Raw genomic sequence first — 18,817 nt, forward strand, 5'->3', positions numbered from 1 at the left:
GAGCGGAAACCACCCGACGGGCGCTCGTCACGGCGGTCGCGGTTAAACGCCGGACGGTCGTTGTCCCGACGCTCGAACGAACGGCCACCACGGTCATCGCGACGGTCGCTGCTGCCACCGGAGCGGAAACCACCCGACGGGCGCTCGTCACGACGGTCGCGGTTAAACGCCGGACGGTCGTTGTCCCGACGCTCGAACGAACGGCCACCACGGTCGTCCCGACGGTCGCTGCTGCCACCGGAGCGGAAACCACCGGAGGAACGGTCGTCACGGCGGTCGTTGCCGCCGCGGTAGCCGCCACGGTCGCCGCCGCGGTTGTCGCGGCGCTCGTAGTTGCCCCGCTCGTCGCGGCGCTGCTCGTCGCGGGCGGCCGGCTGCTCGGGGACGGAGACGGCTGCCACGAGGGCGGCCTCGGCCTCGGCGGCCACCTCGGCCACCGCGGCCTCGGGGTCGTCTCCCCGCTCGCGGGCGGCGCGGGCGACCAGGCGGTCGGCCTCCTCGCGCAGCTCGACGGCGCGGCGCTGGACGCGCTCCAGCTGCTTCGTCAGGTCGGCGGCCTCGCGCTCGGCCTGCTTGGCGGCGTTGTTCGCGGAGTCGGCCTGGACCTCGGTGAGCGAACGGGCGCCGGTGATCTCGGCGACCTCCGGCTCGAAGACGCCCGCGCCCTGGACGATGTGGCGCGAGGCGTCGACGCCCGCGTCCTCCATCAGGCGGAAGATCTGGCGGCGCTGGTGCGGGAGCGCCAGCGAGACGACGACACCGGACTTGCCGGCCCGGGCGGTACGGCCCGAGCGGTGCAGGTAGTCCTTGTGGTCACCGGCCGGGTCCACGTTCAGGACCAGGTCGATGCCGTCGACGTGGATACCGCGGGCGGCGACGTCGGTCGCGACGAGCGCGTTGACGTAGCCCTTCTTGAAGTCCTCCAGGACCCGCGTACGGGCGCCCTGGGTCATGCCGCCGTGCAGCGCGTCGGCCTTCACACCGGACTCGATGAGCTGCTCGGCGATGCGGTCGGCGCCCAGCTGGGTGCGGACGAAGATGATCGTGCGGCCCTTGCGGGCGGCGATGGCGGCCGTGACCGGCGCCTTGTCCTTCGGCTTCACGACGAGGACGTGGTGCGACATGGTCGTGACGTTGCCCTGGGCGCTGTCGACCTCGTGCGTCACCGGGTTGGAGAGGTAGCGCTTGACCAGCGTGCCGATCTCGTTCTCCATGGTGGCGGAGAAGAGCATCCGCTGACCGCCACCGGGGATCTGGTCGAGCAGCTCGGTGACCTCGGGCAGGAAGCCCAGGTCGGACATCTGGTCGGCCTCGTCGAGGACGGCGACCTGGACGCTCGCCAGGGAGCAGGCGCCGCGGTTGATGATGTCGCGCAGCCGGCCCGGGGTGGCGACGAGGACGTCGACACCGCGCTCCAGCGCGTAGATCTGGTTGCCCATCGACGTACCGCCGCAGACGACCTTCATCTTGAGGCCGAGCACGTCGCCGTACGGCTGCAGCGCGTCCGCGACCTGCATCGCGAGCTCACGGGTCGGGGTGAGGATGATGCCGCGCGGCTTCTTCTTCTCGGTGGTGCCACCGGAGAGCGAGGCCAGCAGCGGCAGACCGAAGGAGAGCGTCTTGCCGGAGCCCGTACGGCCGCGGCCGAGGATGTCCTTGCCGGCCAGGGCGTCCGGGATGGTCGCCGCCTGGATCGGGAAGGGGGCGGTCACACCGTTCTGCGCGAGCTTGCGGACGATGCCCTCGGGCAGACCCAGGTCGCCGAAGGTGATGGTCGGCTCGGCGGGGGCCTTGTCGGCCTCGTCGGCGGCGTCCACGATCGCCTCGGCGGAGGCCACGGTCTCGTCGGCGGCGTCCTTGGCCTTCTCGGCCTTCTCGGCGGGAGCCTCGGCCTGTGCGTCGGAGATGAAGTCGGCGACCGACTTCTCGGCGACGGGCTTCTCGACGACGATCGTCTCGGCGACGGCGGTCTTCTCGGCGGCCGGGGCGGTGGCGCCGGCGGGGGCCTCGGTCACAGCGGCCTCGACGAGCTCGATGAGCTCGGCGTTGTCGACGTTCTCGGGCATGACGGTGTGGTCAGAACTGGAAATTGACATGCGAAATGCGAAACCTTCCGGAGTCTCGGCACGCGCCCATAACTCCGTGATTCGCAATTTCGACCGCCTCAATGCGGTCCAGCCACGGCAAGGGAGAGTACGCGCCACACGGCGCTCTTCTGTGTCGGCGCCGGGCAATGGGATCAAACGATCTACTACCATACGCACTCTCACCCACATTGCGCAAACCGGCCGTGATGAACCCCCGGCTACACCGGCCCCACCTGCGGTGATGCCTCCGGGGTCCGCAGCGGCCCGGCGCCCTCCGGTCCGCTCATCGCATGGGTCCGCAGCTGCGCGGCGGGCGAGGCCGAGGGGGGCGGTTCCGGCGGATCCGTGGGCTCCGGCTCGGGCTCCGGGTCCGGGTCGGGCGCCGGTGGGGCCGGCGGCTCCGGCGACGTGGGCGGCGGCTCCCCGGGCCCCGGCGTCGAGGGCGTCGGCGAGGGCGGCGGGCCGCCCCTGGTGGGCGCAGGAGCACCCGGTTCGGGACGCGAGCCCTTGGGGGTGACGGACGGCGTAGCACCGGACGCGTCCGGGCTCGGGCTGCTCCCGGGGGCGGCCCGGTCCGAGTGGGGGTGGGCGTCCCCGACGCGCCCCCCGGCCTGCCCGGAGCCGGGCACCGTGTCCCCGGCCGGATCGGCGGCGGAGCCCTTCGGGCCGGCGGACCGCGAGGGGCCCGGACCTCCCGCGCCGTCCTCGCCGACGCTCATACAGCCGGTGGACGCGGCGATCGTCAACGCGGTGACGGCTGCCCAGCGGACAGGGGCGGACAACTGGCGCACGAGTGGCACCTCCGGGGCGGGAGCGAGGGAGCGGAGAGTGCGGCGCCGGGGCGGAGCGGGGAGGCGGGAGCGAGCGGTACGGCGTCGCACCGTGCCCAACTCCCCCGACCCCGCCGGAGACACGCCCGAAACGCCACACGCCCGCGCGACAACCGCCGAAAGCCCCGCTACCCCCCGAACCCGCCCGCCAGTTCCGCCCCCAGGAACACCGCGCCCAGGCCCGCCAGCAGCGATGCCAGTACGTTGGCCGCGGCCAGGAAGCCCCGGCCCGTCTCGGCCAGGCGGAGGGTCTCGTACGAGAACGTCGAGTACGTCGTCAGCGCCCCGCACAGGCCCGTCGCCAGCAGCGCGTGCGCGGGGGAGGACACCGCGGCGCCGGTCAGCAGCCCGAGCAGCAGGCTGCCCGCCGTGTTCGCCGCGAAGGTGCCCCACGGGAAGACGTACGGGACGCCCGGCCCCTGGTGCGCCTGCACCGCACGGTCCGTCAGATAGCGCAGGGGCGCGCCCACCGCCCCGCCGATCGCCACCAGCAGCCAGTTCACGCGCCCCGCCCTTCGACCCGGGCACCCCGGTCCAGCCGATTCACGCGGCCCGCCCCTCGTCCCGGGCACCCCGGTCCAGCCAGGTCCGTGTCGCCACGGCCGCCGCCCACACCGCCCCGAGCGCGGCCGCCACCGTCGTCACCGCGTACGCCGTCGCCACCGCGGCCTCCTGACGCACCAGCAGGTCCGAGACGCCGGCCGCGTACGTCGAGAAGGTCGTGAAGCCGCCGAGCACGCCGACGCCGAGGAAGGGCCGTACCAGGGGGTGGGCCACCCGGCCGCGTTCGACGGTGAGCACCATCAGCGCGCCGATCAGCGCGCAGCCGCTCACATTGACGACGAACACCGTCCACGGGAAGCCGCCCGCGCCGGGCCACAGCACCAGGGCCCCGTAGCGGGCGAGCGCGCCGAGCGCGCCGCCGGCCGCGACCGCCGCCAGCACCCGGCCCTGCGGGGCGGCGGGCGGACCGGGCTCCGGCAGCTCCCGCGGGGTCTGCTCGCTCACCCGTAGCCCAGGGCGTGGAGCCGCTCGTCGTCGATGCCGAAGTGGTGGGCGATCTCGTGGACCACGGTGATCTCGGTCTCCGCGACGACGTCCTCCTGCGACTCGCACATGCGCAGCGTCGGCCCCCGGTAGATGGTGATCCGGTCCGGCAGCACCCCGGCGTACCACTCGCCGCGGTCGGTGAGCGGGGTGCCCTCGTAGAGCCCGAGCAGGTCGGGATCGCCGGGCTCCGGTTCGTCCTCGACGAACACCGCCACGTTGTCCATCAGCCGCGTCAGCTCCGGCGGAATACGGTCCAGAGCCTGGCTCACCAGCTCCTCGAACTGTTCGCGCGTCATCTCCAGCACCCGGCCATTGTCACGTACGGGGGCCGGGTGCGGGCAGGTGGCGGCCGCCCCGCACTCATGACCGCGGCCGCCGTCCGGCATGGCGCGGGCCGTACCGGGGCATACGGGCCCAATGGTCCGCGTCCCGTTCCGTGCCGCAGCCGACCGCGTCCGGCACCGCCTCATCCAGCTCGTCCGCCCGAAGCCCCGGCCCCGCACCCCGGCCGGCTCCCGCACCGGCACCGCTGCCCCCGGCGACCTGACCGGCCCCGCCCGCCGCCCGTACCTCCGTGCCCTCGGCATGCTCGCCGTCGTCGTGCTGGGGGCCTGGCTGGGACTGCTCGCCGTGGGCAGCATCCATACGCCGGTCGGCCCCATGGACACCAACATGACGCTGCGCCCCTCCCTCACCGGCGGCAGCAAGATCAACGTGTCCCCGCTCGGCGCCCTGGAGCTGGACTCGCACACCGCGCCGCTCCGCCTGGACGTGGACGTGGACCGCCTCGACCCCGAACGCTCCCAGGCCCTGGTCGACCGGCCGGAACGGTTCTCCAGCCTCCAGGACGAGGTCACCCGGGACGTCGCCGCCGGCACCCGGGAGCTGGCCGTACGGTCCTGTGTCGCCGTCGTCTCCGGCGCGACCGCGCTCGGCCTCGCCGTCTACCGCCGCCCCCGCCGCGCCCTGGCCGCCGGCGGGCTCGCCCTCACCCTGCTGGCCGCGTCCGGCGTCAGCGCGTACGCCACCTGGAACCCGAAGTCCGTCCTGGAGCCGAAGTTCTCCGGGCTGCTCTCCAGCGCCCCGTCCCTGGTCGGCGACGCCCGCTCCATCGTCACCGAGTTCGACATCTACCAGCAGGAACTGGCCCGCCTGGTCACCAACGTCACCAAGCTGTACGACGCGACCTCCACCCTCCCCGTCTACCAGCCCGACCCCGGCACCATCCGGGTCCTGCACGTCTCCGACATCCACCTCAACCCGGCCGCCTGGCACATCATCGCCTCGCTCGTCGAGCAGTACGAGATCGACGTGATCGTCGACTCCGGCGACACGATGGACCACGGATCCGCCGCGGAGAACGGCTTCCTCGACCCGATCCGCGACCTCGGCGCGCCCTATGTGTGGGTGCGCGGCAACCACGACTCCCCCGTCACCCAGGCCTATCTGAAGAAGTTCAAGAACGTCCGCGTCCTCGACGACGGCAAGGCGGTGAACGTCGGCGGGCTGCGGATCGCGGGCACCGGCGACGTCTCCTTCACCCCGGACCGGACCGCCCCGGTCGGCGGCAAGGCGGCCGCCCAGCTGGAGGGCGCGCGCCTGGCCTCCGCGCTGCGCGACCAGGAGCACGCCGGCACCCCGGTCGACATCGCCGTCGCCCACGACCCGAACACCGCCCGGGAGACCGACGGCACGGTCCCGCTGGTGCTGTCCGGCCACCTCCACCGCCGGATCAACGAACAGCTGAAGCTCGGCACGCGGCTGAAGGTCGAGGGCTCCACGGGCGGCGGCGGGCTGCGCGCCGTGCAGAACGAGAAGCCGGAGAAGGTGCACGCCTCGGTGCTCTACATGGACCGCTCCACCCGCCGGCTGCAGGCCTGGGACGAGATCACGCTCGGCGGTCTCGGACTGACGACCGCCGAGGTCGGCCGCCACCTTCCGGAGGAGAACCTGAAGAAGGACTCCCCCACCTCACCGACCCCGTCACCCTCCCCGTCGCCGAGCTCCTCACCGGCCTCCCCACCAGCCTCCTCGCCCTCCCCGACCCGCTCCGCGGCGCGCCCGACGCCCTCGCCGTAAACCGTTTTGGCGATAGCTCCACCCATCCCATATGCTTCTCTCGTCCCCGACGCGCTGCAAAGCGAACAGGCGGGCCAATAGCCCTCATCGTCTAGTGGCCCAGGACGCCGCCCTTTCAAGGCGGTAGCACGGGTTCGAATCCCGTTGGGGGCACGTTTCACCGTGTGCGAGACTTGTTTCGCACATTGCTTGGTCCTGTGGAGCAGTTTGGAGTGCTCGCCACCCTGTCAAGGTGGAGGCCGCGGGTTCAAATCCCGTCAGGACCGCTGCAGCCCCAGCGGCTGCGTGGCTGGGTAGCTCAGTTGGTACGAGCGATCGCCTGAAAAGCGATAGGTCGCCGGTTCGATCCCGGCCCCAGCCACCACTCGAAGGCCCCGTCCGATGGACGGGGCCTTCGCCGTGTCACACCTTCTCGGTCTCGTCGGTCTTCTCGGTCTGCTCCGCCGGTACGTCGGCGGCGCGCCGGCGCCACGCCCGTACGCCCAGGACCAGCAGCACCACGAGCACCACCGACCCCAGCAGCACCCCGTCCGGCACCTGTTCACCCAGGTTCCGCGCCCACTGCTCGACCGCGAACGAGTCGTCGACCCCCAGCAGCCCGGGGAGCGCGGTCGTCCCGTCGTACACGAGGAACAGCGCGCCGAGACCGATGAAGAACAGCCCCGACAGCAGCGACGTGGTGTGCAGCTCGAACCGGCCGATACGGACGGCACGGCCGCGCAGCCAGGTCCGGCGGCCGAGGTCGAAACGCTCCCAGAGCAGGGCGAGCACGAAGAGCGGTACGGCCATCCCGAGCGCGTAGACCGCCAGCAGCAGCCCGCCGTAGACCGGGCTGCCGCTGACCGCCGCGACGGTCAGGACGCTGCCGAGGATCGGGCCCGCGCAGAATCCGGCCAGGCCGTAGACCGCGCCGAGCGCGTAGACGGAGAACGCGGTGGTCGGGCGGATCCGTCCGCTGAGCGCCGCGATCCGCCGCGACGCGAAGCCGAGGCCGACGATCTGCGCGACGCCGAGCCCGATGATCAGCCAGCCCGCGCCCGTGACGAGGGCGTCGCGGTGGCCGTAGAACAGCCGCCCGGCGTACGAACCCGCCGCGCCGAGCGGCACGAGGGTCGTGGCGAGCCCGGCGTAGAAGATGGAGGTACGGGCCAGCAGCCGGGAGGTGGAGTCGATGGAGTACGCGAAGAAGGCCGGCAGCAGCAGCGCGCTGCACGGGCTGACCAGGGCGAGCAGCCCGCCGAGGAAGGCCGCGAAGTAGCCGATGTCCGCCGTCACTTGGCAGCGTCCCCGGCGTCCCCGGCGTCCCCGGCGTCCCCGGCGTCGTTGCCCGCGTTGCCGGTGGCCTTCGCCTTCGCCTGCTCGGCGGCGGCCTCGATGGCCTGCGTGAACGTCTCGTCCGGCTGCGCTCCCGCGATCGGGCGGCCGTTGATCAGGAACGACGGGGTGGACGTCGCGCCGATCCCGTACGCCTGCTCCTGGTCCTTCGCGACGGCGTCCCGGGCGGGCTTGCCGTCGAGGTCCTTCATGAAGCGGTCCAGGTCCTTCACCCCGGCCTCCTCGGCGAGCGCCTTGACCCGGTCCTTGCCGAAGCCCTTCTCCTTCGCCCCTTCGGCGTAGGCGGCGCTGTGGAACTCCCAGAAGCGGTCCTGCTGCCCGGCGGCCCAGGCGGCGCGCGCGGCGTTCTCCGACTCCTCGCCGAAGATCGGGAAGTTGCGCCACTCGATGCGCAGGGTGCCGTCCTTCACGTACTTCTCGATCAGCTTCGGCTCGGTGTCCCGGGCGAACTTGCCGCAGTAGCCGCACTTGAAGTCGGCGTATTCGATCAGGACGACCGGGGCGTCCGCGCGGCCGGTGGCCAGCTTGTCGTCCGCGTCCCGGCGGGCGAGCTTCGCCAGCTCCGCGTAGACACCCTCGTTCGGGTCGGCGGAGACCTCGGCGGCCGCGGCGGACGAGGTGTTCGGGGCGGTGTCGTCGGGGGCGGTGGCCCGGTAGGAGGCGACACCGAGGAGACCGGCGGCGACGACGACCGCGGCACCCCAGACGAGGGGCTTCTTCGAGCCGGACGTGGACTTCTTGGGTGCGGGCTTCTTGGGCGTGGGCATGCGGCACTCCGTGCTGATGGTGCGGGAGAGAAAGAAAGGGAAGGGTGCGGGTCGGGGCGGGCCCGCCTACACCCTCAGCACGGAGAGCTCGACCGGGGTCGGTGTGACGGGGACCGGCGCCCCGACCCGTATCCCCGGCGGCGGCTCGGCCGGCAGCGCGCCCGTCGCGGCGGGCAGCCCCCACGGGGCGAGGCCCGGCGCCTGGTCGTACGCGGTCCGGGCGCGGGAGGGGACGCCGGGCTCGCCGTCGTGGTCGCGGAGCTTCCCGCAGCCGGGGACACGGGTGCCCGCGTCGGCGGCTTCGACGATCGGGGCCTGCGCCGGGGATTGCGCCTGGATCTGGGCCTGGGAACGGGCCTGCGCGACAGCGGCCGGGGCGGAATCGGTAGCGGAAGCGGAAGACACGGATGTCCCGCGTGCGGCTTCCGAGGACACCGCTGTCGCCGCCGGTCCGCACAGCAGCCCCACGACCACCGCGAGCAGCGCCGTCAGGCTCCACCACTGCGTACGGGACACGGGGACCGGGCCTTTCTCGCGTGAGCGGGCGGTGACGAGCGTTCGACTGCCCGAAATGGTACGTGCCGCGTGACGCAGCCCGCGCGAAATGAGGTCGCCACTCCCCGGGCCCGGGTGAGATCCTGGGATCCGTATGTCTACTTCCTTTGCCGATCTCCAGTCCCAGCTCGGACAGCTCTCGCTCCGTGACGCGAACCGGCTCGGCCGGCGCCTCGAAGGAGCGCGCCGCATCCGCAAGCCCGAGGCCCGCCAGTCCGTGCTGGACGAGATCGCGGCCCAGGCGGGCAAGGCGGCCGAACGGCTCGCGGCGCGCGCCGCCCGGCTGCCGGCCCTGTCGTACCCGGAAGAGCTGCCGGTCAGCCAGAAGAAGGACGAGATCCTGGAGGCGATACGCGACCACCAGGTCGTGATCGTCGCCGGTGAGACCGGGTCCGGGAAGACCACGCAGATCCCGAAGATCTGTATGGAGCTGGGGCGCGGCGTCCGGGGCATGATCGGGCACACCCAGCCCCGCCGGATCGCCGCCCGTACGGTCGCGGAGCGCGTCGCGGACGAGCTGAAGACGCCGCTGGGCGAGACGGTCGGCTGGAAGGTCCGCTTCACCGACCAGGTGAACCCGGAGTCGACGTATCTGAAGCTGATGACGGACGGCATCCTGCTCGCCGAGATCCAGACGGACCGCGAGCTGTTGGCATACGACACGATCATCATCGACGAGGCACACGAGCGGTCCCTCAACATCGACTTCCTGCTCGGCTATCTGGCCCGGCTGCTGCCCAAGCGCCCGGATCTGAAGGTCGTCATCACCTCGGCGACGATCGACCCGGAGCGGTTCGCGCGCCACTTCGGCGAGGCGCCGATCGTGGAGGTCAGCGGGCGTACGTATCCGGTGGAGGTCCGCTACCGGCCTCTGCTCGAAGACGACAGCGAGGACTCCGACCGGGACCAGATCACCGCGATCTGCGACGCCGTCGACGAGCTGGGCCACGAGGCCCCGGGCGATGTCCTGGTCTTCCTCTCCGGTGAGCGCGAGATCCGGGACACGGCGGACGCGCTGAACAAGCGGAACCTCAGACATACCGAGGTGCTCCCCCTCTACGCGCGCCTCTCGCACGCCGAGCAGCACCGCGTGTTCCAGCGCCACACGGGACGCCGCATCGTCCTCGCGACGAACGTGGCCGAGACCTCGCTGACGGTCCCCGGCATCAAGTACGTGATCGACCCGGGCAACGCCCGAATCTCCCGCTACAGCCACCGCACCAAGGTCCAGCGGCTGCCGATCGAGCGCGTCTCCCAGGCCAGCGCCAACCAGCGCAAGGGCCGCTGCGGCCGTACGTCGGACGGCATCTGCATCCGGCTCTACTCCGAGGACGACTTCGTCACCCGGCCGGAGTTCACCGACCCGGAGATCCTGCGGACCAACCTGGCCTCCGTCATCCTCCAGATGACCGCCGCCGGGCTCGGCGACATCGAGAAGTTCCCCTTCATCGACCCGCCGGACCACCGCAACATCCGCGACGGCGTGCAGCTCCTCCAGGAACTGGGGGCGCTGGATCCGGGTGAGAAGGATCCGAAGAAGCGCCTCACCCCGCTCGGCCGCAAGCTCTCCCAGCTGCCCGTCGACCCGCGGCTGGCCCGCATGGTCATCGAGGCCGACAAGAACGGCTGCGCCCGTGAGGTCATGGTCATCGCCGCCGCGCTCTCCATCCAGGACCCGCGCGAGCGGCCCGCGGAGAAGCAGACCCAGGCCGACCAGAACCACGCCCGGTTCAAGGACGAGACGTCCGACTTCCTGGCGTATCTGAACCTCTGGGCCTACGTCCGCGAGCAGCAGAAGGAGCGTGGCTCGTCCTCGTTCCGCCGGATGTGCAAGCAGGAGTATCTGAACTTCCTGCGCATTCGCGAATGGCAGGACATCTACGCGCAGCTGCGCACGGTGGCCAAGCAGATGGACATCACCGTCGAGGAGCCCAAGGCCGAGGCGTCCATCCCCGAGCAGGCGGTGCACACCTCGCTGCTGGCCGGGCTGCTGTCGCACATCGGGCTGAAGGACACCGAGAAGAACGAGTACGTGGGCGCGCGCAACGCCAAGTTCGCGATCTTCCCCGGCTCGTCGCTGTTCAAGAAGCAGCCGCGGTTCGTGATGTCGGCGGAGCTGGTGGAGACCTCCCGGCTGTGGGCGCGGGTCAACGCCAAGGTCGAGCCCGAGTGGATCGAGCCGCTGGCCGAGCATCTGCTGAAGCGCACCTACAGCGAGCCGCACTGGGAGAAGGACCAGGCGGCGGTGATGGCGTACGAGCGGGTCACCCTCTACGGGGTGCCGATCGTCGCTCAGCGCAAGGTCAATTTCGGACGTATCGACCAGGAGGCCTCGCGGGATCTGTTCATCCGCAACGCCCTGGTCGAGGGCGACTGGCGCACCCACCACCAGTTCTTCCACGACAACCGCAAACTCCTCGGCGAGGTCGAGGAGTTGGAGCACCGCGCCCGCCGCCGCGACATCCTCGTGGACGACGAGACGCTCTTCGACTTCTACGACCAGCGGATTCCCGAACACATCGTGTCCGGGGCGCACTTCGACTCCTGGTGGAAGCACAAGAAGCGCGAGGAGCCGGACGCGCTCGACTTCGAGCGCTCCATGCTCATCAACGAGAAGGCCGGGGCCGTCACCAAGGACGACTACCCCGACTCCTGGCGGCAGGGGAAGCTCAAGTTCAAGGTGACGTACCAGTTCGAGCCCGGCGCGGACGCGGACGGCGTGACCGTCCACGTACCGCTCCAGGTGCTCAACCAGGTCACCTCCGAGGGCTTCGACTGGCAGATCCCGGGGCTGCGCGAGGAGGTCGTCACCGAGCTGATCCGCTCGCTGCCGAAGCCGATCCGCCGGCACTACGTCCCCGCGCCGAACTACGCGGACAAGTTCCTGGACCGGGCGGTGCCGCTCCAGGAGCCGCTGCCGTTCACCCTGGCCCGGGAGCTCCAGCGGATGGTCGGGGTGCCGGTCACCGCCGACGACTTCGACCTCTCCCGCGTTCCGGACCACCTGAAGATCACGTTCCGGATCGTCGACGAGCGGCGGCGGAAGATCGCCGAGGACAAGGACCTGGAGGCGCTGAAGCTCCAGCTGCGGCCGAAGGCCCGGCAGGCGCTCTCCAAGGCGGCCGCGGCGACCGCCGGGCCGTCCGGCGAGTCCATCGAGCGGTCGGGGCTGACGGACTGGACGATCGGGACGCTGAACAAGGTCTTCGAGACCCGGCGGGCCGGACAGCCGGTCAAGGCCTATCCGGCGCTGGTCGACCAGGGCGAGACCGTCGCCGTACGCCTCTTCGACACCGAGGCTGAGCAGCAGCAGGCCATGTGGCGCGGCACCCGGCGGCTGATCATGCTGAACATCCCGGTGAACCCGGCGAAGTTCGCATCGGACCGGCTGAGCAATCAGCAGAAGCTGGCCCTGTCCCGTAATCCGCACGGTTCGGTCCAGGCCCTCTTCGAGGACTGCGCCACCGCCGCCGCCGACCGGCTGATCGCCGCGCACGGCGGCCCCGCGTGGGACGAGAAGGCGTTCCGGACGCTGTACGACAAGGTCCGCGCCGATCTGGTGGACCTGACCGTCCGCACGATCGACCAGGTGCAGCAGATCCTGGCCGCCTGGCAGGCCTGCGAGCGCCGGCTGAAGTCGACGAACAGCCTGACGCTGGTGGCCAACGTCACCGACGTACGGGAGCAGCTGGCCAGACTCGTACCGTCCGGTTTCGTTACGGCCACCGGACTGCGCCGGCTGCCGGACCTGATGCGCTACCTCGTGGCGGCCGACCGGCGGCTCCAGCAGATGCCGACGGCCGTCCAGCGGGACACCACGCGGATGGCGAAGGTCCACGAGATGCAGGACGAGTACGCCTGGCTGCTCGAACAGCTCCCGCAGGGCAGGCCGGTGGGGCAGGAGGTGCTGGACGTCCGCTGGATGATCGAGGAGCTGCGGGTCAGCTACTTCGCGCATGCCCTGGGCACCGCGTTCCCCGTCTCGGACAAGCGGATCGTGAAGGCGATCGACGCCCTCGCACCCTGATCGGCACCCTGGAGCGGAGGCTTCGGCGGGGCCCGGGAAACGGTGACGGCGTCACCACCAGGAGTGAAGTCGACCTGGGCCTCCCACCTCCTGTACAGTCTGGTTTCGCAGCAAGCCGCAAGGCAAGCGGCGAAAACCTGGTCCTGTGGAGCAGTTTGGAGTGCTCGCCACCCTGTCAAGGTGGAGGCCGCGGGTTCAAATCCCGTCAGGACCGCAGTAGAAGAAAGCCCGGATCGTTTTCGATCCGGGCTTTCTTGTGTCGTGCCCCGGTCGTGCCCTGGTCGTGCCCCGTGTCTTGACGGCGGCACCTGCCGCGGGTACCCCGTAGAAGCAGAGGCTGTCCCTGTTGCTCAGCGGTTCTCGGCATTCCTCGGCGCTCCTCACGGCGGGGGCGGCCGGGCCCACCGGGAGGTGGCTCGTATGTCCGCGTCCACAGCACGACACGAGACCCGCGCACTGCTGCGCGCCCATCTGGCGGCCGCTTCCGCCTATCGCCACCTCACCCGGCACTGCGCGGTCTGCCATCGCCTCCTGCGCCTCGCCATGGAGCCCGGGGGCGACGGGGAGAACGGGGAGCGGAGAGCACCCACAGGCCCTTCCGGCGCCCCGCAGGCCGCCGCCGGGCGCCAGGAGTCCGCCGGACAGCCCGACGAGCACGGGGGCGAGAACGAAGCGCAGGCCGGGACCGGGGCCGAAAGACCCTCCGTGACGTGACCATCGGCCGGATGATTCCGCGTCCGGGCAGTGGCAGGCTCGAAGTTGGCAAGCATCGGGCGGTGTGACGGTAGTCACCGAAAGAGTTTTCAGACCGGGGGATTTTACGCCTCCCCTACAACTGGTGAATTTAATATGTGCAATTGCACGGGGGTGACGGGCTCGCGAGGACCGTTCCGTCCGGGGCTGTCCCACCGCGTCCCCACCCCGTCCCCGCCCTGTCCGGGACGCTCACCCACACTCCCGCACAGACCCGCTCACAGACCCACGAAGGCCCCCGTCGGCCGCTCGCCGGCCCCTGTCGGCCCACTGAAGCCGACCGACCGCCCGGTTCTGGGGCCGGCCCGCCCAAAGGGCCGGGAGCGGCCCGGGAAGGCCTGTCCGGGGCATAAAAAAGATCGCGCTGGACCCGGCGGAGTCCAGCGCGATCGATACGACGACACCCGTAGAACACAGGTATGACGCCCGTTGGGGCAGGCGTCCGTCGAGTGGAGCTATGGATGGGCGGCTGGGGTTGGGGGACCTGGCAGCTGCCCGGGTTGTGATGCTGTGCTGCTGTATTGCTGCGTGGCAGGGGTGTGTCAGGCCTCGCTGCGCTGCTGCGGAATACCCGCAAGCAGTGCGCGGACCTCTGCCTCGCGGTACCGGCGATGCCCACCGAGCGTGCGGATGGACGTGAGCTTGCCAGCCTTGGCCCAACGGGTGACCGTCTTCGGGTCCACGCGGAACATCGTGGCAACCTCAGCCGGGGTCAGCAGCGGCTCGGCATCAGGGGTGCGAGCGGTCATGAGCGGCCTCCTCGGGAGAACCGAACCTTCTCGGTTCTTTCCTCTAAATTCTGCACCTTGACCCGCGTTGCCCGAAATGGCGGACGCGGGCCGAGTCGGTTATAGGACGAACGGCTTGTCCTCGGCACTACAACTACACCATCCGTCCAGCCACGTCGGCCAAACCGATGGAATTGCCCTCCCAGGTGTTCATCAGCGACGGAAGCCGATGGACCATGCCATAGCGGACAGTCACGCCCCAGTGACGATCAGTCACAGAGCGATCAGGAGTCGTCAGACCCCCCATAGAGTGCAATGTCGAGCATTCTGCCCTTACTTGGACAGAAGGAGCCCTCCCCGGACTCCTTGTCCTATTTTGGCATGAGGGGTAGGGATAGGCGCAAGGGCCCCGTTAGTGCTGTCCATCACGCTTGAGGCAAAGGCCCGGTTCGGGACGTAGGTCCTGGGCCCAGCGGCGTACGCTTCCGCCTCACACATCACACGCGTCACACAGGACGCAGGTTCACGGCCCGTCAGCTGTCCGTCGAGCCCTCTCCTCCTCCTTTCCTCCTCCTTCCGTGCGGACCGTCCGCCGGCCTCCCGGCCGTCCTGGATGAAGGATGCCCCGGTTCCGTCACCTTGATGCCGCTGTGGGCCTTTTCACGTCAATTGGTGAACTGGAGGTCCCGGACCGCCCGCCAGCGCTCCGCGAGGCGCGCGTACGCCTCCCCCGCGCCCTCGTTGTCGCCGTCCCGCAGTGCGGTGAGCCCTTCCGCCACATCCGCCGCCGACCGGTCCGCCGCGAGGCGCTCCGCCGGCAGGGCGTGGACGAGGCCCCCGTAGTCCAGCTCGACCAGGGAGTGCGGATGGAATTCCTCCAGCCAGCGCCCCACGTCCACCAGGCCCTCGGTCAGCGGGCCTTCGGGAGCGTTCTCGCGCAGGGTCCGCAGCGCCCGCGCCAGCCGTCGCCGGGCCTCGACCATCGGGGTGCGGTAGCGCAGGACCGGCACGGCCCCCTCCTCGTCCGCCGCCGTGTACTCCCGCTCCTCGTCGTGGAAGAGGACGAACCAGCGCACCGGGACCTGCCACACCGTGGTGCGGATCCAGGGCCTCGCGTCCGGGTGGCGCCGCTGCCACCGCTCGTGGTCCGCCGCCGCCTGGCCGCGCACCACCGCGGGCAGCAGGACGTCGAGCACGTTGGCCGGAAACATGCCCCCCAGTTCCTCCAGGGCCAGCCAGCCCCGCAGCCTGGTCCGCCACGGGCAGACGCGCACCGTCCCGTGCAGCTCCGCCACGAACGCGTCGCCGCTCTCGTGCACGGGCACCCCGACCGGCGGCGTCGACGCCAAGTCGGCCAGCGAGCGGCGCAGTTCGTCCTGGGCCGTGGGGAGGTCCTCGCGCTGCGCGTAGCGCGCCCAGTGACTCCGCTCGGGCTCGGCGAATGCGGCGAGCGGCTCGTAGACCCGGAGGTAGGACGTGTAAGGGACGAGCACCGAAGACACCACCGACATGCAGCGCATCGTGTCACGGCGGTGCACCCCCGGGGGGTGATCCTTCGCGCGGGGGCAGATCCGCGCCGCCGGAGGACTTACGCTCTTGACCGTCGGACCGGTCGTGCCGGTCGGTCCGGGGCCCTCCCCACCCCTAGGAGGGCCTCCTCCGCTTCGTTCTTTGGGAGTCACCACAGTGACCGATGTGACTAGCGGGCACGTTGACGTACTGCAGACCCTGTTCCACTCGGATCAGGGGGGCCACGAGCAAGTCGTGATCTGCCAGGACCGTGCCAGCGGCCTCAAGGCCGTCATCGCCCTCCACTCCACCGCCCTGGGCCCGGCCCTCGGCGGTACCCGCTTCTACCCGTACGCCTCCGAGGCGGACGCCGTCGCCGACGCGCTGAACCTGTCGCGCGGGATGTCGTACAAGAACGCCCTCGCCGGCCTCGACCACGGTGGCGGCAAGGCCGTCATCATCGGCGACCCGGACACGATCAAGAGCGAGGAACTCCTCCTCGCCTACGGCCGGTTCGTCGCCTCGCTCGGCGGCCGCTACGTCACCGCCTGCGACGTCGGCACCTATGTCGCCGACATGGACGTCGTCGCCCGGGAGTGCCGCTGGACCACCGGCCGCTCCCCCGAGAACGGCGGCGCCGGAGACTCCTCCGTCCTCACCGCGTTCGGCGTCTTCCAGGGCATGCGGGCCTCGGCCCAGCACCTGTGGGGCGACCCGACGCTGCGCGGCCGCAAGGTCGGCGTCGCCGGGGTCGGCAAGGTGGGCCACCACCTCGTCGAGCATCTGCTCTCCGACGGGGCCGAGGTCGTGATCACCGACGTGCGCGAGGAGTCGCTGCGCCGGATCACCGATCTGCACCCCGAGGTCACCGTGGTGGCGGACACCGACGCGCTGATCCGTACCGAGGGCCTGGACGTCTACGCGCCCTGCGCGCTCGGCGGCGCGCTGAACGACGACACCGTCGCCGTGCTCACCGCGAAGGTGGTGTGCGGCGCGGCCAACAACCAGCTCGCGCACCCGGGCGTGGAGAAGGACCTGGCCGACCGGTCGGTTCTCTACGCACCCGACTACGTGGTCAACGCCGGTGGCGTGATCCAGGTGGCCGACGAGCTGCACGGGTTCGACTTCGACCGGTGCAAGGCGAAGGCGACGAAGATCTTCGACACCACGCTGGAAATATTCGCACGTGCGAAGGCGGATGGGATTCCGCCGGCCGCGGCGGCCGACCGGCTCGCCGAGCAGCGGATGGCGGAGGCGCGCTCCCGCTGACCGCGCGGCGGTGCGGGAACGCCGCACACGCGCCACGCGAACGCCATGCGACCCGTCGGCCGGCGAGACAAGACTCACGCCGGTCGGCGGGTCGTACCTCCACAAGAGGTTAAAATCGCAGTTGACCAGCGAGGACGGGGCTCCTCACTGGCCCTGTGCCGGGGACCGGAATGCGGGCGGCGTACCGTATGGCCACGGAAGCAGGTACCGTTAAAGCTCTACGGGCGCGGTCTCTCTGTCGAGAGTCCGTCCCGAAACATGAACGCGTGTCAAGACTCTGGGGCCGTCGAGCCCCGTCACCGAGGGGGTCGAGCCATGGGGCGCGGCCGGGCAAAGGCCAAGCAGACCAAGGTCGCCCGCCAGCTGAAGTACAGCAGCGGCGGGACTGACCTGTCGCGTCTGGCCAATGAGCTGGGCGCATCGCCTTCGAGTCAGCCACCGAACGCAGAGCCGTTCGAGGACGACGACGAGGAAGATGACCCGTACGCACAGTACGCGGATCGCTACAACCAGGACGATGACGAGGATCAGGACGATCAGTCCGGTCCGTCGTCACAGCGCCGCGGCGCTTGACCTCGCGCTGACACATGAACCCGGTCCGGGCCTGCCCCGGGCCGGGTTCTGTGTGTCCCGATCCGGCTGTCCGTGGTGCCGTTCGTTGTGCGCCGGGCGGGCCGCCGCCCGGCGCACAACGGCGTACGGCCAGGGCTAACGTGCGTAGTCGCCGGTCAGCTCGGCGCCCGTGGTGTGGTCACCGCGGTCGGTGATCTCACCGGCGACCCAGGAGTCGACCCCGCGGTCGGCCAGGGTCGTCAGCGCCGCGTCCACCGAGTCGGCCGGGACGACCGCGATCATGCCGACGCCCATGTTCAGCGTCTTCTCCAGCTCCAGCCGCTCGACCTGACCGGCCTTGCCGACCACGTCGAAGACCGCGCCGGGCGTCCACGTGGAGCGGTCCACGGTGGCGTGCAGCCCGTCCGGGATGACCCGGGCCAGGTTGTTCGCCAGGCCGCCGCCGGTGACGTGGCTGAAGCCGTGCACCTCGGTCGTCCGGGTGAGGGCCAGGCAGTCCAGGGAGTAGATCCGGGTGGGCTCCAGGAGCTCTTCGCCCAGCGTGCGGCCGAACTCCTCGACCTCGCGGTCCAGGGACCAGCCGGCCCGGTCGAAGACCACGTGGCGGACGAGCGAGTACCCGTTGGAGTGAAGACCGGAGGACGCCATGGCGATCACGGCGTCACCCTTGCGGATACGGTCCGGGCCGAGCAGGCGGTCGGCCTCGACCACGCCCGTACCGGCTCCGGCGACGTCGAAGTCGTCCGGGCCGAGGAGACCGGGGTGCTCGGCCGTCTCGCCGCCGACCAGGGAGCAGCCGGCCAGGACACAGCCTTCGGCGATGCCCTTCACGATGGCCGCGACACGCTCGGGGTGCACCTTGCCGACGCAGATGTAGTCGGTCATGAACAGCGGCTCGGCGCCACAGACGACGAGGTCGTCCACGACCATGCCGACGAGGTCGTGGCCGATGGTGTCGTACACGCCCATCTGACGCGCCAGGTCCACCTTGGTGCCGACGCCGTCGGTGGCGGAGGCGAGGAGCGGACGCTCGTAGCGCTTGAGCGCGGAGGCGTCGAAGAGGCCGGCGAAGCCGCCGAGGCCGCCGAGGCCCGCGACCTCGGGGCGCTGGGTCTTCTTCACCCACTCCTTCATCAGCTCGACGGCGCGGTCACCGGCTTCGATGTCGACGCCGGCCGCCGCGTAGGAAGCACCTGTTGTCTCAGACATGGCCTGGGATCTTTCGTGTGGAGATACGGGGCTGGTGGGGGATGCG

General features: G+C 70.8%; 16 protein-coding genes and 4 tRNA genes. 9 read left to right on the forward strand and 11 right to left on the reverse strand.

Annotated features, from left to right (window positions below):
- The 5 genes from ACIQPT_RS13535 to ACIQPT_RS13555 form a co-directional block, all read right to left on the reverse strand.
- A partial coding sequence (locus ACIQPT_RS13535; protein WP_401155615.1) for a DEAD/DEAH box helicase occupies positions 1–2,066 on the reverse strand: 2,066 nt, incomplete at its 3' end.
- 239 nt (positions 2,067–2,305) lie between these two features.
- On the reverse strand, positions 2,306–2,878 hold the full coding sequence (locus ACIQPT_RS13540; RefSeq protein WP_401155617.1) for a hypothetical protein: 573 nt from the start codon (positions 2,876–2,878) through the stop codon (positions 2,306–2,308).
- 167 nt (positions 2,879–3,045) lie between these two features.
- The gene (locus tag ACIQPT_RS13545; protein ID WP_401155619.1) at positions 3,046–3,420 is read right to left on the reverse strand and encodes a fluoride efflux transporter FluC; all 375 of its coding nucleotides are present in this window, start codon (positions 3,418–3,420) and stop codon (positions 3,046–3,048) included.
- Positions 3,421–3,460: 40 nt separating this feature from the next.
- Complete coding sequence (locus ACIQPT_RS13550) at positions 3,461–3,925, reverse strand: CrcB family protein (RefSeq protein WP_401155620.1); 465 nt, start codon at positions 3,923–3,925, stop codon at positions 3,461–3,463.
- Positions 3,922–4,272, reverse strand: coding sequence for a metallopeptidase family protein (locus ACIQPT_RS13555; RefSeq protein ID WP_032790371.1), 351 nt, complete (start codon positions 4,270–4,272; stop codon positions 3,922–3,924). Before ACIQPT_RS13555 ends, ACIQPT_RS13550 begins: the two co-directional genes overlap by 4 nt.
- Positions 4,273–4,384: 112 nt before the next feature.
- Between ACIQPT_RS13555 and ACIQPT_RS13560 the strand changes: the two genes are divergently transcribed.
- The 4 genes from ACIQPT_RS13560 (at position 4,385) to ACIQPT_RS13575 (ending at position 6,410) form a co-directional block, all read left to right on the forward strand.
- Entirely contained in the window at positions 4,385–6,046 is a 1,662-nt protein-coding gene (locus ACIQPT_RS13560) for a metallophosphoesterase (RefSeq protein ID WP_401155622.1), read from the forward strand.
- An 80-nt stretch (positions 6,047–6,126) separates the two neighbouring features.
- Positions 6,127–6,199 (forward strand) — tRNA-Glu (locus tag ACIQPT_RS13565).
- Positions 6,200–6,237: 38 nt separating this feature from the next.
- Positions 6,238–6,312, forward strand: a tRNA-Asp gene (locus tag ACIQPT_RS13570).
- Positions 6,313–6,333: 21 nt separating this feature from the next.
- Positions 6,334–6,410, forward strand: a tRNA-Phe gene (locus ACIQPT_RS13575).
- A gap of 38 nt (positions 6,411–6,448) precedes the next feature.
- Here ACIQPT_RS13575 and ACIQPT_RS13580 read toward each other — a convergent pair.
- From ACIQPT_RS13580 to ACIQPT_RS13590, 3 genes are all read right to left on the reverse strand, one after another.
- Positions 6,449–7,321, reverse strand: coding sequence for a cytochrome c biogenesis CcdA family protein (locus ACIQPT_RS13580; protein ID WP_401155623.1), 873 nt, complete (start codon positions 7,319–7,321; stop codon positions 6,449–6,451).
- Positions 7,318–8,148 (reverse strand): DsbA family protein, encoded by an 831-nt coding sequence (locus ACIQPT_RS13585; protein WP_401155625.1) that lies wholly within the window; start codon positions 8,146–8,148, stop codon positions 7,318–7,320. Before ACIQPT_RS13585 ends, ACIQPT_RS13580 begins: the two co-directional genes overlap by 4 nt.
- A gap of 66 nt (positions 8,149–8,214) precedes the next feature.
- Complete coding sequence (locus ACIQPT_RS13590; protein WP_401155627.1) at positions 8,215–8,664, reverse strand: hypothetical protein; 450 nt, start codon at positions 8,662–8,664, stop codon at positions 8,215–8,217.
- Positions 8,665–8,797: 133 nt separating this feature from the next.
- Here ACIQPT_RS13590 and hrpA point away from each other — a divergent pair, with 133 nt between their 5' ends.
- From hrpA to ACIQPT_RS13605, 3 genes are all read left to right on the forward strand, one after another.
- Complete coding sequence (gene hrpA, locus ACIQPT_RS13595; protein WP_401155629.1) at positions 8,798–12,730, forward strand: ATP-dependent RNA helicase HrpA; 3,933 nt, start codon at positions 8,798–8,800, stop codon at positions 12,728–12,730.
- Between the two features lie 139 nt (positions 12,731–12,869).
- Positions 12,870–12,944: transfer RNA gene (locus ACIQPT_RS13600), tRNA-Asp, on the forward strand.
- 206 nt (positions 12,945–13,150) lie between these two features.
- Positions 13,151–13,444 (forward strand): DUF6274 family protein, encoded by a 294-nt coding sequence (locus ACIQPT_RS13605; protein ID WP_401155631.1) that lies wholly within the window; start codon positions 13,151–13,153, stop codon positions 13,442–13,444.
- A 581-nt stretch (positions 13,445–14,025) separates the two neighbouring features.
- Here ACIQPT_RS13605 and bldC read toward each other — a convergent pair.
- Both bldC and ACIQPT_RS13615 read right to left on the reverse strand, forming a co-directional pair.
- Entirely contained in the window at positions 14,026–14,232 is a 207-nt protein-coding gene (bldC, locus tag ACIQPT_RS13610) for a developmental transcriptional regulator BldC (protein WP_003949541.1), read from the reverse strand.
- Between the two features lie 644 nt (positions 14,233–14,876).
- Positions 14,877–15,722, reverse strand: coding sequence for a hypothetical protein (locus ACIQPT_RS13615; RefSeq protein ID WP_401155633.1), 846 nt, complete (start codon positions 15,720–15,722; stop codon positions 14,877–14,879).
- 175 nt (positions 15,723–15,897) lie between these two features.
- Here ACIQPT_RS13615 and ACIQPT_RS13620 point away from each other — a divergent pair, with 175 nt between their 5' ends.
- Both ACIQPT_RS13620 and ACIQPT_RS13625 read left to right on the forward strand, forming a co-directional pair.
- Positions 15,898–16,989, forward strand: coding sequence for a Leu/Phe/Val dehydrogenase (locus ACIQPT_RS13620; protein ID WP_401155635.1), 1,092 nt, complete (start codon positions 15,898–15,900; stop codon positions 16,987–16,989).
- 315 nt (positions 16,990–17,304) lie between these two features.
- Entirely contained in the window at positions 17,305–17,562 is a 258-nt protein-coding gene (locus ACIQPT_RS13625; protein ID WP_007447468.1) for a DUF3073 domain-containing protein, read from the forward strand.
- A 135-nt stretch (positions 17,563–17,697) separates the two neighbouring features.
- Here ACIQPT_RS13625 and purM read toward each other — a convergent pair whose 3' ends face one another.
- Positions 17,698–18,771 (reverse strand): phosphoribosylformylglycinamidine cyclo-ligase, encoded by a 1,074-nt coding sequence (gene purM, locus ACIQPT_RS13630; RefSeq protein WP_401155637.1) that lies wholly within the window; start codon positions 18,769–18,771, stop codon positions 17,698–17,700.
- Between the last annotated feature and the right edge of the window lie 46 nt (positions 18,772–18,817).

This window comes from Streptomyces sp. NPDC091289 (assembly GCF_044757365.1).
Taxonomy (GTDB): domain Bacteria; phylum Actinomycetota; class Actinomycetes; order Streptomycetales; family Streptomycetaceae; genus Streptomyces.